The organism is Flavobacterium sp., from assembly GCF_028712645.1.
Taxonomy (GTDB): domain Bacteria; phylum Bacteroidota; class Bacteroidia; order Flavobacteriales; family Flavobacteriaceae; genus Flavobacterium.
Map to the genome: position 1 here is coordinate 1 of NZ_JAQTPQ010000084.1, position 13,662 is coordinate 13,662.

A 13,662-nucleotide genomic window follows, 5' to 3' on the forward strand; every position below is an offset into this window, starting at 1 on the left:
CTTTCAAAACAGATTTATCTCGCACTTGAAGTAATTCCTTAATGTTGATGAATAGTGTTTTCATTCCGTGTGGAATTTATTCCGAAACCTTAATTTCGAACATTTTATCCCAGTTTTTTCCTGTAACAAAAATGGTTTTTGTTTTTGGGTTGTAGGCAATACCGTTTAAAACATCAGCATTTGCATTTTTGATAAGTTTTTTCAAACCTGACATATCTATAATTCCCTCAACAGCTCCGTTTGTAGGGTTCACAATCGCGATGGCGTCTTTTTGCCAAACATTAGTATATATCTTTCCATTAATCCATTCCAATTCATTGATGGCTTTTATTTTAGAATCTCCAGAATATACATTGATGTAGTCAATCATTTTTTGTGTTTCGGGGTTCATTTTCCAAATTTTCTCGGTTTTGTCTGTTTGATAAATGTATTTCCCATCATTTGTCATTCCCCAACCTTCAATGTCTTTTTCATAAGCGAAGGTTTTTTCTAACTTCCAAGTATCGGCATTGTAAATAAAACCTGTTTTTTCCTGCCAAGTTAATTGATAAATTTTGTTGTTTAGGATTGTAATTCCTTCTCCAAAATACTTAGAATCAAGATTTGTTTGTTTGTAAACTTTTCCCGTTCTATAATCGTACTTTCTTAAATAGGAAGTTCCTTTTTGACCTGTACTTTCATACAAAGTATCCTTATAAAATTCCAATCCTTCGGTGAAAGAAGCCGTGTCGTGCGGATAGGTATTTAAAATAACATAGTTTAATAATTTAGGTTGAATGTTCGAAACCAACTCAACTCTTGTTGTGGCTTCCGAGTTTTCGCCATCAAAATAAACAATTGCTTTTAGATATTGATATCCTAATTTTTGATTTTTAAGATTGAAAGGAAGTTTTTCTGAGCTTTTTACAGAACCAACTTTTTTGTCATTCACAAAGTAAGCAATGCTATCTATTTCTTTTGAAGTTGAGTTTAAAACACCTAATTGAATGGTGTCTTGAAACACATAATGTTCCTTGAAATTAGAAATATCGAAAGTAAATAATGTGTTTTCCTCTTTTTTTGTATCTCCACAATTAGTCAAAGTGAATCCTAATAAAATGATAAATAGGAAGTTATAATTTTTCATAAAAAATAATTTTGATGATGCAATATACAACGATATTTTATAGGTGCAAAGCTCTTGCAAAAATATAAAAAGATTGTATATTTGCACCGGCAAGTCCTACACGACCAGCTCCTGCAGAATCCCCCAGGATGGGAACATAGCAAGGGTAAGTGGTTGAGCGGTGCGATGTAGGTCGCTTGCCATTTTTTATTTTATACAAAAATAGTCTTCCTTATGGAAGATTTTTTTATTTTTACTCAAATCTAAATTCAAAAAATGAATAAAGTAGTTCTAATCACAGGTGGTTCTTCGGGAATTGGGAAATCTATTGGCGAATTTTTGCATCACAAGGGGTTTATAGTTTACGGAACTAGCAGGAATCCAGAACGAGTTTTAAATTCTGTTTTTCCATTAGTTGCTTTAGATGTTCGAAACACCGAATCAATTCAAGTGGCTGTTGCCAAAATTATTGCCACTTCAGGTCGATTGGACATTGTAATTAACAACGCTGGTGTTGGTATTACCGGACCTTTGGAAGAAATTCCAGCCGAAGAAATCAAGAATAATTTCGAAACTAATTTTTTCGGACCAATTGAAGTGATGAAAGCAGCTTTGCCACAAATGCGTTCACAAAAATCGGGTTTGATAATCAATGTTACTTCTATCGCTGGTTATATGGGTTTGCCGTATCGCAGCGTTTATTCAGCATCAAAAGGAGCTTTAGAATTGATAACTGAAGCTTTGAGGATGGAAGTAAAATCATTCGGGATTCAAATTACGAATGTTGCCCCCGGCGATTTCGCAACCAATATTGCTTCAGAACGATTTCACGCACCTTCAATCAAAGATTCCGCTTATGAAATTCCGTATGGAAATACGTTAAAAATGATGGACGGACACGACGATAGTGGAAGTTATCATAATGAAATGGCGGAAGCAGTTTATAAAATAATTCAAAATCCAAACCCAAATATTCATTACAAAGTAGGTGCTTTTATGCAGAAATTTTCGATTGTTCTAAAGCGAATTTTACCGGATAAAGTCTATGAAAAAATGTTAATGAATCATTATAAATTGTAATTTTGCACCGAATTTTAAATACACAATTAAACAAAATAATATATGAAATTTTTTATCGACACAGCGAATTTAGCTCAAATTAAAGAAGCACAAGCACTTGGAGTTTTAGATGGAGTTACTACAAATCCGTCATTAATGGCAAAAGAAGGAATCACAGGAAAAAACAATATCTTAAAGCATTATGTTGACATTTGCAATCTTGTTGATGGTGATGTAAGTGCAGAAGTAAATGCACTTGATTTTGACGGAATGATTAAAGAAGGTGAAGAATTAGCTGATTTGCACGAGCAAATTGTAGTTAAATTGCCAATGACGAAAGAAGGTGTTATGGCTGCTAAATATTTTTCAGATAAAGGAATCAAAACAAATGTAACTCTTGTGTTTTCAGCAGGACAAGCTCTTTTGGCTGCTAAAGCTGGCGCAACTTATGTTTCACCTTTTATTGGTCGTTTAGATGATGTTTCGACTGATGGTTTGGCTCTTATTGAAGAAATTAGATTGATTTATGATAACTATGGTTACGAAACGCAAATCCTTGCGGCTTCAGTTCGTCACACAATGCATATTGTAAACTGTGCCAAAATTGGTGCTGATGTAATGACTGGACCACTTTCTGCCATTTACGGTTTATTGAAACACCCATTGACTGATATTGGATTGGCACAATTTGTTGCTGATTTTGAAAAAGGGAATAAATAAAAAGTTTCAGGGTTCCTTTTTATTAGTGAACATTGAAAAATTTAATTATAAAAAAAAGTCGCATTTCAAATTTGAAATGCGACTTTTTTTATTGGTTTATTATGGATAAATTAATGTCCTCCACTAATTTTTTTATCAAAATCAATACCTTGACCTCTTAAAATTCCACTTACTTTCCAAGCATAAAACGCCAAATAAGCAAAGCATAAAACTCCAACAATATAGCTACTTTGTATTCCAATACTGTCAGAAACAAATCCTTGAGCCCAACTTATAATTCCTCCACCCATAATCATCATAATCAAGAAACTACTTCCTTGACTGGTGTGTTTTCCTAATCCGCTTACCGCTAGTGTAAAAATACAAGGCCAAAGTGTACTGCAAAATAAACCAACACTAGTAAATGCATAAACACTAACCATTCCGTTAGTTGAAATTCCAGTTAATAAGGCTACAATTCCCAAAGAAGCAAAAATGAGCAACATTCTAGCAGGATTTCCTTTACTAGCCATATCAGCAGCAATTAAAACCAAAATGATAAGTCCATAAATGTAGAAAGGTGTTAAATCGTGTTTTGCAATTGCATTGACAAGCAAGAATACACCAAACGCCAAGTAAGGAGCTAAGAAACGTAGTACTTTTTGTGTAGTCATATTATCGGTAAAAGCTTCAACAGCTCCTGTCCAACGACCAATCATTAAACTTGCCCAATATAAAGAGATATAAGGAGCAATGTCTCCAATTGCAAATCCTAATTTGGTTTCCATATAAGATGGTAAATTACTTGCTGTAGAAACTTCAACACCTACATAAAGAAAAATAGCAATCATTCCCATAACAAGTTGAGGATATTGCAATGCTGATTTTTTTGAAGAAGCTGCGTCTTCTACTGATTCTACTATTGTTTCAGGATGTTCTGGTAATGAAGAAAATTTTAATAAAACGGCTACAAGTAAAAAGGCTAATCCTAATATCAAATAAGGGATTTTTACACTTTCAATGCTCATTTCTGTATTTCCTCCAGTAACTGCTGCTCCAAAAATTGCAAAACTTACAATTAACGGACCAATTGTTGTTCCAAGATTATTAATTCCTCCAGCCAAAGTCAATCGCTGAGAACCTGTTTTTATTGGACCTAACGCAATCGCAAGTGGATTAGCAACCGTTTGTTGTAAAGAAAATCCTAATCCAACAGTGAATAAACCAGCTAGCATTAAAGGATATGAACCTGTATTTGCCGCTGGGTAAAATAATAAAGTTCCAAGAGCAGAAATTACTAATCCTAATGCTAAACCATTTTTATATCCAATTTTGTTTACCAAGTCTTTTCCTATCAATAATGAAACCCCCATATAAATCAATGAACCCACAGTATATGAAATATAAAAAGCTATGGATACAAACTGACTTTGACCTTGAGTCAAGTCGAATGCTTTTTTAAATACTGGAATTAAAATGTCATTACTGGCTGCAACAAATCCCCAAAAGAAGAAGACGGTTACTAAGGGAATAAATTGTCCCCATTTGGTTTGTGAATTTTCTGAACTCATGATTGTAAATTGATTTAATGGTTTAAAGGTTATTATTTTTGAATATGCTTTACGAAGCAGTAAATATATTTGTAAAGTAAATTAAAAAAAAATAAATTAGAATAAATATTGTTAAATATATTTTAAACAAATAATCTACATGAGATAATTGAGTTTGCTCAATAAAAAAACTGAACACTAAGCACCAAACACTGAACACTTTTAACTACTTTTGCAAAAAAAATAATAAAAAGTAATTGTATGTTATCTATCAATAATTTATCAGTTCAGTTTGGCAAACGAATTTTATTTGACGAAGTAAATACCGTTTTTACCGACGGAAATGTTTACGGCGTTATCGGTGCAAACGGTGCTGGAAAATCCACTTTTCTTAAAATAATTGCAGGTGAAATGGATCCAACATCCGGACATGTTCACTTAGAACCAGGAAAACGGATGTCGGTTTTGAATCAAAATCACAATATGTTTGATGAACATACGGTTCTTGAAACAGTGATGATGGGCAACAAAGTTTTGCACAAAATAAAAACCGAAATGGATGCTTTGTATTTGGATTATTCCGACGAAAATGCAGATAGAATAGGGGAGTTGCAAGTGCAATTTGAAGAATTAAATGGTTGGAATGCCGAGTCAGATGCCGCTTCGATGCTTTCCAATCTTGGAATTACAGAAGAAAACCATTACACATTAATGGCTGATTTGGAAGGAAAAATTAAAGTGCGAGTACTTTTGGCGCAAGCACTGTTTGGAAATCCAGATTTACTTATTATGGATGAGCCAACGAATGATTTGGATTTTGAAACCATTGCTTGGTTAGAAAATTTCTTAGCCAATTATGAAAATACAGTAATAGTTGTTTCTCACGACCGTCACTTTTTGGATGCTGTTTGTACACATATTTCCGACATTGATTTCAGTAAAATAAATCACTATTCTGGAAATTATACTTTTTGGTATGAATCCAGTCAATTAGCAGCAAAACAACGCGCACAACAAAACAAAAAAGCCGAAGAAAAGAAACAAGAATTAGAAGAATTTATTCGTCGTTTTTCTGCGAATGTAGCCAAATCAAAACAAGCTACTTCTCGTAAAAAAATGATTTCGAAATTAAATATTTCCGAGATAAAACCTTCTTCTCGTCGTTATCCAGCCATTATTTTTGACCAAGAACGCGAAGCTGGCGACCAGATTTTGAATGTGCAAAATTTAAGTGCTTCTGTTGATGGAGAAGTTTTGTTTAAAGGTGTCGATTTAAATATGGCAAAAGGGGATAAAATTGTACTTTTTTCTAAAGACTCCCGTGCTACAACAGCTTTCTACGAAATCCTGAACGGAAATCAAAAAGCAGATTCTGGAAAATATGATTGGGGAGTTACTACAACTCAGGCTTATTTGCCTGTTGAAAATCATTCTTTTTTCGAAAGTGACGATTCTTTAGTAGATTGGTTGCGTCAATGGGTAAAAACCGAGGAAGAGCGTGACGAAGTAAACATTCGTAGTTTTTTGGGGAAAATGATTTTCTCTGGAGAAGAAGCTTTGAAAACCTGTCGCGTTTTATCTGGTGGAGAAAAAGTAAGATGTATGTTGTCACGAATGATGATGCAACGTGCTAATGTTTTAATGCTTGACGAACCAACGAATCACTTGGATTTAGAATCGATTACGGCATTCAACAATTCGCTAAAAAACTTCAAAGGTTCTGTGATTTTTACCACTCACGATCACGAGTTTTCACAAACTGTTGCCAATAGAGTTATTGAGTTGACTCCAAATGGTGCCATTGACCGTTATATGACATTCGACGATTATCTTGATGATGAAAAAGTTCAGGAATTAAGAACGAAAATGTATTCTTAAAAAATTTAAACCGTTTCAATTTAGAAACGGTTTTTTTATAAAAAAGTAAATTATAGATTAACAAAAAATAGTATCTTTACATCCCAAACAACACTTCATTATGAGTCAAAAAGTATTGCTCACTTCAAAGGAAGTCAATATCATTCTGCACCGTTTGGCCTGTCAGTTAATCGAAAAACATCTTGATTTTTCGGATACTATTTTAGTTGGTATTCAGCCACGTGGTACTTTCTTGGCACAACGGTTAAAAGATATGTTGGAAAAAGAATATAATATTTCAAAGATAGCTTTGGGATATTTAGACATCACTTTCTTTAGAGATGATTTCCGCAGAACCAACAAACCATTGGAAGCCAACAAAACCCAAATAAATTTTATTGTAGAAAATAAAAAAGTCGTTTTTATAGACGATGTTTTATATACAGGTAGAAGCATTCGGTCTGCATTGACAGCTATTCAATCCTTTGGAAGACCATCGGAAATTGAATTATTAGTGCTAATTGACCGTCGTTTTAGCCGCCATTTACCTATTCAACCCGATTATCGAGGTCGTCAGGTCGATGCTATCAACGACGAAAAAGTAAAAGTTTGCTGGAAGGAACAAGACGGTGAAGATGCCGTTTATTTAATTAATAAATAAGTAGTAAAATGAGCGAGTTAAGTGTAAATCATTTATTAGGAATAAAATATATCAACGAAAAAGATATTAACCTCATTTTTGAAACCGCCGACCATTTTAAAGAAGTTATTAATCGTCCCATAAAAAAAGTGCCTTCACTTAGAGATATTACCATTGCCAACATATTTTTCGAAAATAGTACCAGAACAAAACTCTCTTTTGAATTAGCCCAAAAACGTTTGTCCGCTGACGTGATTAGCTTTTCTGCAGCGCAATCATCTGTAAAAAAAGGAGAAACTCTGATTGATACTGTAAACAATATTCTTTCGATGAAAGTCGATATGGTGGTAATGCGACACTCCAATCCTGGAGCTGCTCATTTCTTGTCACAAAATGTGAAAGCAAGTATTGTAAATGCTGGCGATGGAGCTCACGAACACCCAACACAGGCTTTATTGGATAGTTATTCCATCAGAGAAAAACTAGGAGATGTTGCAGGAAAAAAAATAGTAATTGTAGGTGATATTTTGCACTCACGAGTAGCACTTTCGAATATCTATGCTTTACAAATGCAAGGAGCTCAGGTTAAAGTTTGTGGACCAAAAACATTAATTCCAAGACATATAGAATCACTTGGAGTGACTGTTGAATCTAATTTACGCAAAGCGTTGGAATGGTGTGATGTAGCCAATATGTTGCGTGTTCAAAATGAAAGAATGGATGTAAACTTTTTTCCATCAACACGTGAATATGCACAACAATACGGATTGGATAAAACCTTATTAGACTCTCTGAACAAGGAAATAATTATTATGCACCCAGGACCAATCAATCGTGGTGTCGAAATTACTTCAGATGTTGCCGATTCTAAACAATCAGTGATTTTGAATCAAGTAGAAAACGGAGTGGCGATTAGAATGGCGGTAATTTATTTGTTGGCTTCAAAAATTCAGTAAATTTCAAAACATTGGTTTGTTATTATTTGAATAATCGTTGTAAATTAGCAATAACCAAATTTTAAAGTGATGAAAGTAGAGCAAAAAGGACATACTATTACTATCAAAGATACACAAGGCGATATAGTAGCATTTCGTTTAAAGTTGACTCACCAGTATAAAACGTTCCATAAGCACAATATTATTATCGATATTAGACCACACAAAATCCTTTCGATAAAAGAAATAGATAATTTTTTGCCTCTTTCTAAAATGCACAAAAAAGCCAAAAAATCATTTGTAATAGTGACTTCTGAACTTGATTTTAATGCAGTTTCTCATAAATTAGCTGTTGTTAGATCTTTGCAGGAAGCACACGATATTATTGAGATGGAAGAAATAGAGCGTGATTTAGGATTTTAAAAAAGGTTATTTGTTTATTCGTTTAACTGTTTAATCGAATGGAATGCGACCTTAAGATTAACCAAATAACCGATTAACCGAATAAACTTTGAATTTAACCATCCTCGGCTGTTATGCCGCAACTCCAAGAACTTTTACCAATCCAACTTCACAGGTTTTAGAAATCAAGAATCGACTGTTTCTAATTGATTGTGGCGAAGGAACTCAAGTGCAGTTGCGCAAAAACAAAATAAGGTTTTCGAGAATCAATCATATTTTTATTTCGCACTTACACGGTGATCATTTTTTTGGTTTAGTAGGTTTGGTTTCTACCTTTATGTTGCTCAATCGAACAACCGACTTGCATATTTATGGACCAAAAGGGATTAAGGAAATTATAAATCTTCAATTGAAATTATCCAATTCTTGGCCTAATTATGGTTTGTTTTTTCACGAATTGGAATCTAAAGAAAGTGAAGTTGTTTTTGAGGATGATAAAGTAATAGTTAAAACAATTCCATTGAAACATAGGGTTTACACCAATGGATTTTTGTTTCAAGAAAAAGCAGGAGCTAGAAAATTAGATTTGAATGCGGTTCAAAACTATGAAATTGACAAATGCTATTATCAAAACATCAAAAACGGAAAAGACATCACATTAGATGATGGTCGAATTATTGAAAATCATAAACTTACATTTGACCCAATTCTGCCAATGAGTTATGCCTTTTGCTCAGATACGGCTTATGATGAAAGTATTATTCCAATAATAAACGAAGTAAATGTTCTGTATCACGAATCTACTTTTCTGGATACAGAAGAAACTTTAGCAGGAAAAACAATGCATTCCACAGCAAAAGAAGCAGCTATGATTGCTTTGAAAGCCAATGTTAAACAATTGATTTTAGGGCATTATTCCACTCGATACGACAGCATTGAACTTTTTAGAGAACAAGCGGAAACTATTTTTCCGAATGTACTTTTAGCCGATGACGGAAAATCTTATGAGTTTTGATTAAATAACAACCCAATTGTGTACAACTCCATTTGTCACGCTGGAAGCATCTCAAAGCACGAGAGAGCAACATATTTTAGACGCTTCCAGCGTGACAAATAACAAGAATAATACATTTGTGCAAAACTCTTTTATGAGAATAAGTTTGCTTATTTTTGCAACACAAGATTGAAATAAAAACAATGGAAGACTTAAGCAATTACAGAAAATCTTATGATAAAAGCGAACTTCTCGAAACTAATATTCCAGAAGATCCCATCAATTTATTCAACAGATGGTTTCACGAAGTAGAAGATTTTGGCGGAGTGGACGAAGTCAACGCTATGACGGTTTCGACTTTTGGTTTGGATGGTTTTCCTAAATCACGTGTATTACTTTTGAAACAATACACCTACGAAGGATTTATTTTTTATACCAATTATAATTCAGAGAAGGGCAGAGCTATTGCTGATAATCCTAATGTTTGTCTTTCTTTTTTTTGGCACTCAATGGAACGTCAAGTAATTATAAAAGGAATTGCAGAAAAAACTTCCGAAAATATTTCAGACGGTTATTTCGAATCCAGACCAACAGGAAGCAAATTAGGAGCAATCGTTTCGAACCAAAGTGAAATTATTCCATCGAGGAGTTACCTAGAAGAAAGTTTAAAACAATTAGAAAAAGATTTTGAAGGAAAAGAAATACCTAGACCCAAATATTGGGGAGGTTTTTTAGTACGTCCAGTTGAAGTTGAATTTTGGCAAGGTAGGCCTAACAGATTACACGACAGAATTCGCTTTATTCTACAAGAGGATTATTCTTGGAAGATTGATAGATTGGCTCCTTAAATATTTCATATTATTATTTACTACACTATAATAAACTAAATATTTATTTTTTAATAATTACATATATTTGTAAGATATATATATTAGTAAATATTTATATTGTGTATTTTATCGATTTTATTTGTTTTTTAACCGATAAATATTCTATATTTGATTTAAGAAATTAAAACATTATTAAGTATTTAAAAGAGTTTGCCCCACATCTACTTTAAAAAACTTAACCTACCTATTAAAAAAATACGTTCTCAGTAATATAAAATTTAAAAGAGTTTGCCCCACAATCTACTTTAAAATTTAACCTACTATTTATAATATAGTTAATCAATTAGAAGAGTTTGCCCCACAATCTACTTTAAAACTTAACCTACTATTTATAAATAAAAATTGAGAGTTTTTTGGTTAGTAATTAGTTAGAAAAACCATTATGCTAAGCATAATGGTTTTTTTTATGTGCTAATTTTAATCAAAAACTGAGATAGATTCAATCCAAAAACTAATACAATTATTTTAAACGAAACTCAATAAAAAAATTAAGCAACATTTAATGTCAAGTTAAGTCATTCTTAACTATAGATTCAAGCTTTTTATTATCTTTGAAATTTAAAATAAATACACTAGTATCACATATTTATTAATAGAAAACATAGCCACGATATGGATTTAAATAAGCTAAAAGGTCAATTACAAACAGAAGTAGATACAGCCTTTTTATACAATAGTATTGCAAAAATACAATCAGATGAAAATTTAAGTCGTGTTTTGCAAAGTTTAGCCAAAATTGAAGATGGTCATGCTAAACACATGCTTGATAAAGTACATGAATTTGACTCCAATCATAAAATGCCTCTGCCTTCTTCAAGAGCAAAATTTCAACTAAAAATAGGAAAACTTTTTGGATACAATTCCATTATTAGTAGTTTATCGAATGTTGAAAAACAATTTGCTGTAAACGCTATAAAAAACAAAATTGAAAAAGGGGAGAAGCCAAACGGTTTTGAACACAATCACCTTAATATTATTGAGGCTGTAAATAATAATGCAGCGCTGAATGTTTCAGGCGGATTATTATCCAAATTTGAAAGTCGCCATAAATCCGTTGGAGGAAATGCGTTGCGGGCTGCTGTTTTGGGGTCAAATGATGGGTTGGTTTCTAATATGAGTTTAGTAATGGGAGTTGCTGGAGCTGCCGTTTCTAATGACACGATTTTATTGACAGGAATTGCAGGGCTTATGGCTGGTGCAATTTCGATGGCTTTGGGAGAATGGCTTTCGGTACAAAGTTCTAGAGAATTAAATCAACGTCAAATTGATTTGGAAACCGAAGAATTGGAAGCTTCTCCGGAAGAAGAAAAAAAGGAATTGGTTTTACTATATCAAGCTAAAGGTATGAACGCTGATGAAGCTCAAAAACTTGCCGACAAAGCTTTTGAAAATCCCGATACTGCAATTGATGCTATTATTACAGAAGAATTAGGAATCGATAAAGAAGAATTAGGAGGTTCTGCTTGGGAAGCAGCAATTGCTTCTTTCATTCTCTTTGCCATTGGTGCGATTATTCCGTTGTATCCTTTTATGATTTTAGATGGTAAAAACGCTATTTTTCTTAGTATTGCGAGTAGTGTTGTGGGGCTTTTTGGAATTGGAGCTGCCATCACTTTGTTGACAGGAAAAAGCATTATGTTTTCAGGAATGCGACAAGTTGCTTTTGGATTAGCAGCTGCAGCAGTAACTTATGGAATAGGAACATTGATAGGAGTATCAATGGCTGGTTAATTATAAAACACATAAAATGAACATTAAACTTTAAAAATAAAAAATTATGAACGACGCACATTTACATTTGGTGGTAAACCATTTTCCAATTATCGGGACAATACTTGGACTGGGAATTTTAATTACAGGAATTCTATTAAAAAACAACACAGTGAAAAGTACTGCTTATGTTTTATTCATTGTGTCTGCAATTTTCGCTGCATTTAGTATGGGAACAGGAGAAGGAGCAGAAGAAATGGTAGAAGATATGCCTTCGGTTGGAAAACAAATTATTCACGAACATGAAGAAATGGCCGAAAAACTAGCCATTATTTTATATGTTTTGGGAACCATTTCGCTCGCAGGATTGTATTTGAATTATAAAAAACATACTAAAGCACAATTAGTTTCTTATGTTGCACTAGTTGTAACAATTGTTGCGGTGTTTTTTGCACAGCAAACAGGAACAACAGGTGGTGAAGTTCGTCATACCGAAATAAGACCAAACGCTGTTCCTGCTGTTGGTGGAGAGCAAAATGCTGCTACTGGAGAACAAGGAGAAAGCGAGGATAACGATTGATTCCTTTCCTAAATTTCACTAAAATTTAATTTATAGATTCCAAAATAGAAGTATTAAATTTCAATATTTTCGAATATCTATTTTGGGATTTTTGCTCAAAAACGTTCAAAATGAAAAATGGCATAATTTTAAAAGACGTATTTCCTTTCATCATTTGGTTCTCAACAATGATTTTGAGTACCATTTTTTTGGATTTGATTTTGCATTTTTTCAATATAGTTTTTATCGGAAAGTATTTAGGTTATTTGGGAACTTTTACCATTTTAATTTCGTTTGTATATTCTTTAAAAAAGCGAAAAATAATAAGTTTTGGAGTTCCAAAAGTGTTATTAGATTATCACGAATACCTTGCATTAGCTGGTTCAATAATGATTTTAGTTCATGCAGGAATACACATTCATTCTATATTACCTTGGCTAGCTATTTTTATTCTAATAATTAATGTTGCCAGTGGATTGGTCGGGAAATATATTGTTCAGCAAGCTAATCAAACTATAAAAATTAGAAAAGAATTGTTAAAAGATTCTGGTTTGTCTGATGAAGAAATTTCAAAGACAGTGTTTTGGGATACCATCACAATAGATGCAATGAAAAAGTGGAGGACAATTCACTTGCCAATTACTTATTTATTGGGTTTATTTTCGCTTATACATATCATTTCGGTAATACTTTTTAGCTGATGAAAACAAAACTTATTTTTCTTGTTATTACAATTGCTATCATCGGAATTGTTTTTGCATTTCCTCACAAAATGCTATCACCAGGTAATTTGTATCAAGACCATTCGGATTTGAACAATGATTGTTTGGCCTGTCACAAAATGTTTTCGGGAACTCCAAACGAAAACTGTATTTCCTGCCACAAAGTCTCTGAAATTGGTCTTAAACCTAATAAAAATGGAGATAGCACTTCAGTGAATAGTAAAATTTTATTTCATAAAAATCTCAAAAATCAGGATTGCATTTCTTGTCATTCAGATCATAAAGGACTAGATTCCAAATTGTCTTTTAAGAGATTTAATCATATTTTATTAGACGAAACCAATAGAAATAATTGTATTAGTTGCCATTCTCAACCACAAAATAAATTGCATAGTCAAGTTACAAACTCTTGTGTTAGTTGCCATTCAACAACAAGTTGGACTTCGACAACTTCGTTTAATCATAATGAAATAAAAGGAACAATTAAAAATAATTGAATATCTTTTCACAAAAGTCCAAAAGATGATTATCAAAGTAATT

14 protein-coding genes and 1 other RNA gene are annotated in these 13,662 nt (G+C 32.9%); 13 read left to right on the forward strand and 2 right to left on the reverse strand.

The features are described 5' to 3' along the window. Positions 1-76: 76 nt before the first annotated feature. On the reverse strand, positions 77-1,126 hold the full coding sequence (locus PHC28_RS08155; protein ID WP_300098512.1) for a glutaminyl-peptide cyclotransferase: 1,050 nt from the start codon (positions 1,124-1,126) through the stop codon (positions 77-79). Positions 1,127-1,213: 87 nt separating this feature from the next. Here PHC28_RS08155 and ffs point away from each other — a divergent pair. The 3 genes from ffs to fsa all read left to right on the forward strand — a co-directional run bounded on the left by ffs (position 1,214) and on the right by fsa (position 2,884). Then, positions 1,214-1,311, forward strand: an RNA gene (gene ffs, locus PHC28_RS08160) — signal recognition particle sRNA small type. Positions 1,312-1,381: 70 nt separating this feature from the next. Then, on the forward strand, positions 1,382-2,185 hold the full coding sequence (locus PHC28_RS08165; RefSeq protein ID WP_300098514.1) for an SDR family oxidoreductase: 804 nt from the start codon (positions 1,382-1,384) through the stop codon (positions 2,183-2,185). A 42-nt stretch (positions 2,186-2,227) separates the two neighbouring features. Continuing rightward, positions 2,228-2,884, forward strand: a complete 657-nt coding sequence (gene fsa, locus PHC28_RS08170; RefSeq protein WP_300098518.1) for a fructose-6-phosphate aldolase — start codon at positions 2,228-2,230, stop codon at positions 2,882-2,884. A gap of 110 nt (positions 2,885-2,994) precedes the next feature. Here the strand turns inward: fsa and PHC28_RS08175 are convergent, their stop codons facing one another. Then, positions 2,995-4,434: an MFS transporter gene (locus PHC28_RS08175; protein WP_300098521.1), complete on the reverse strand. Its 1,440-nt coding sequence runs from the start codon at positions 4,432-4,434 to the stop codon at positions 2,995-2,997. A gap of 240 nt (positions 4,435-4,674) precedes the next feature. Here PHC28_RS08175 and PHC28_RS08180 point away from each other — a divergent pair, with 240 nt between their 5' ends. The 10 genes from PHC28_RS08180 (at position 4,675) to PHC28_RS08225 (ending at position 13,619) form a co-directional block, all read left to right on the forward strand. Further along, positions 4,675-6,291, forward strand: coding sequence for an ABC-F family ATP-binding cassette domain-containing protein (locus PHC28_RS08180; protein ID WP_300098524.1), 1,617 nt, complete (start codon positions 4,675-4,677; stop codon positions 6,289-6,291). Between the two features lie 100 nt (positions 6,292-6,391). Continuing rightward, on the forward strand, positions 6,392-6,931 hold the full coding sequence (pyrR, locus tag PHC28_RS08185; protein WP_300098528.1) for a bifunctional pyr operon transcriptional regulator/uracil phosphoribosyltransferase PyrR: 540 nt from the start codon (positions 6,392-6,394) through the stop codon (positions 6,929-6,931). A gap of 8 nt (positions 6,932-6,939) precedes the next feature. After that, on the forward strand, positions 6,940-7,866 hold the full coding sequence (locus PHC28_RS08190) for an aspartate carbamoyltransferase catalytic subunit (RefSeq protein ID WP_300098531.1): 927 nt from the start codon (positions 6,940-6,942) through the stop codon (positions 7,864-7,866). Between the two features lie 69 nt (positions 7,867-7,935). Beyond that, a complete protein-coding gene (locus PHC28_RS08195) occupies positions 7,936-8,268 on the forward strand; it encodes a ribonuclease Z (protein ID WP_300098534.1) in 333 nt (110 codons plus the stop codon). An 88-nt stretch (positions 8,269-8,356) separates the two neighbouring features. Further along, the gene (locus PHC28_RS08200) at positions 8,357-9,262 is read left to right on the forward strand and encodes a ribonuclease Z (protein WP_300098537.1); all 906 of its coding nucleotides are present in this window, start codon (positions 8,357-8,359) and stop codon (positions 9,260-9,262) included. Positions 9,263-9,444: 182 nt separating this feature from the next. Then, positions 9,445-10,089, forward strand: a complete 645-nt coding sequence (gene pdxH, locus PHC28_RS08205) for a pyridoxamine 5'-phosphate oxidase (protein ID WP_300098540.1) — start codon at positions 9,445-9,447, stop codon at positions 10,087-10,089. 654 nt (positions 10,090-10,743) lie between these two features. After that, positions 10,744-11,862, forward strand: a complete 1,119-nt coding sequence (locus PHC28_RS08210) for a VIT1/CCC1 transporter family protein (protein WP_300098543.1) — start codon at positions 10,744-10,746, stop codon at positions 11,860-11,862. A 46-nt stretch (positions 11,863-11,908) separates the two neighbouring features. Next, positions 11,909-12,421 (forward strand): hypothetical protein, encoded by a 513-nt coding sequence (locus tag PHC28_RS08215; protein ID WP_300098545.1) that lies wholly within the window; start codon positions 11,909-11,911, stop codon positions 12,419-12,421. 110 nt (positions 12,422-12,531) lie between these two features. After that, on the forward strand, positions 12,532-13,101 hold the full coding sequence (locus PHC28_RS08220; protein ID WP_300098548.1) for a hypothetical protein: 570 nt from the start codon (positions 12,532-12,534) through the stop codon (positions 13,099-13,101). Then, the gene (locus PHC28_RS08225; protein WP_300098551.1) at positions 13,101-13,619 is read left to right on the forward strand and encodes a cytochrome c3 family protein; all 519 of its coding nucleotides are present in this window, start codon (positions 13,101-13,103) and stop codon (positions 13,617-13,619) included. Before PHC28_RS08220 ends, PHC28_RS08225 begins: the two co-directional genes overlap by 1 nt. Positions 13,620-13,662: the final 43 nt, after the last annotated feature.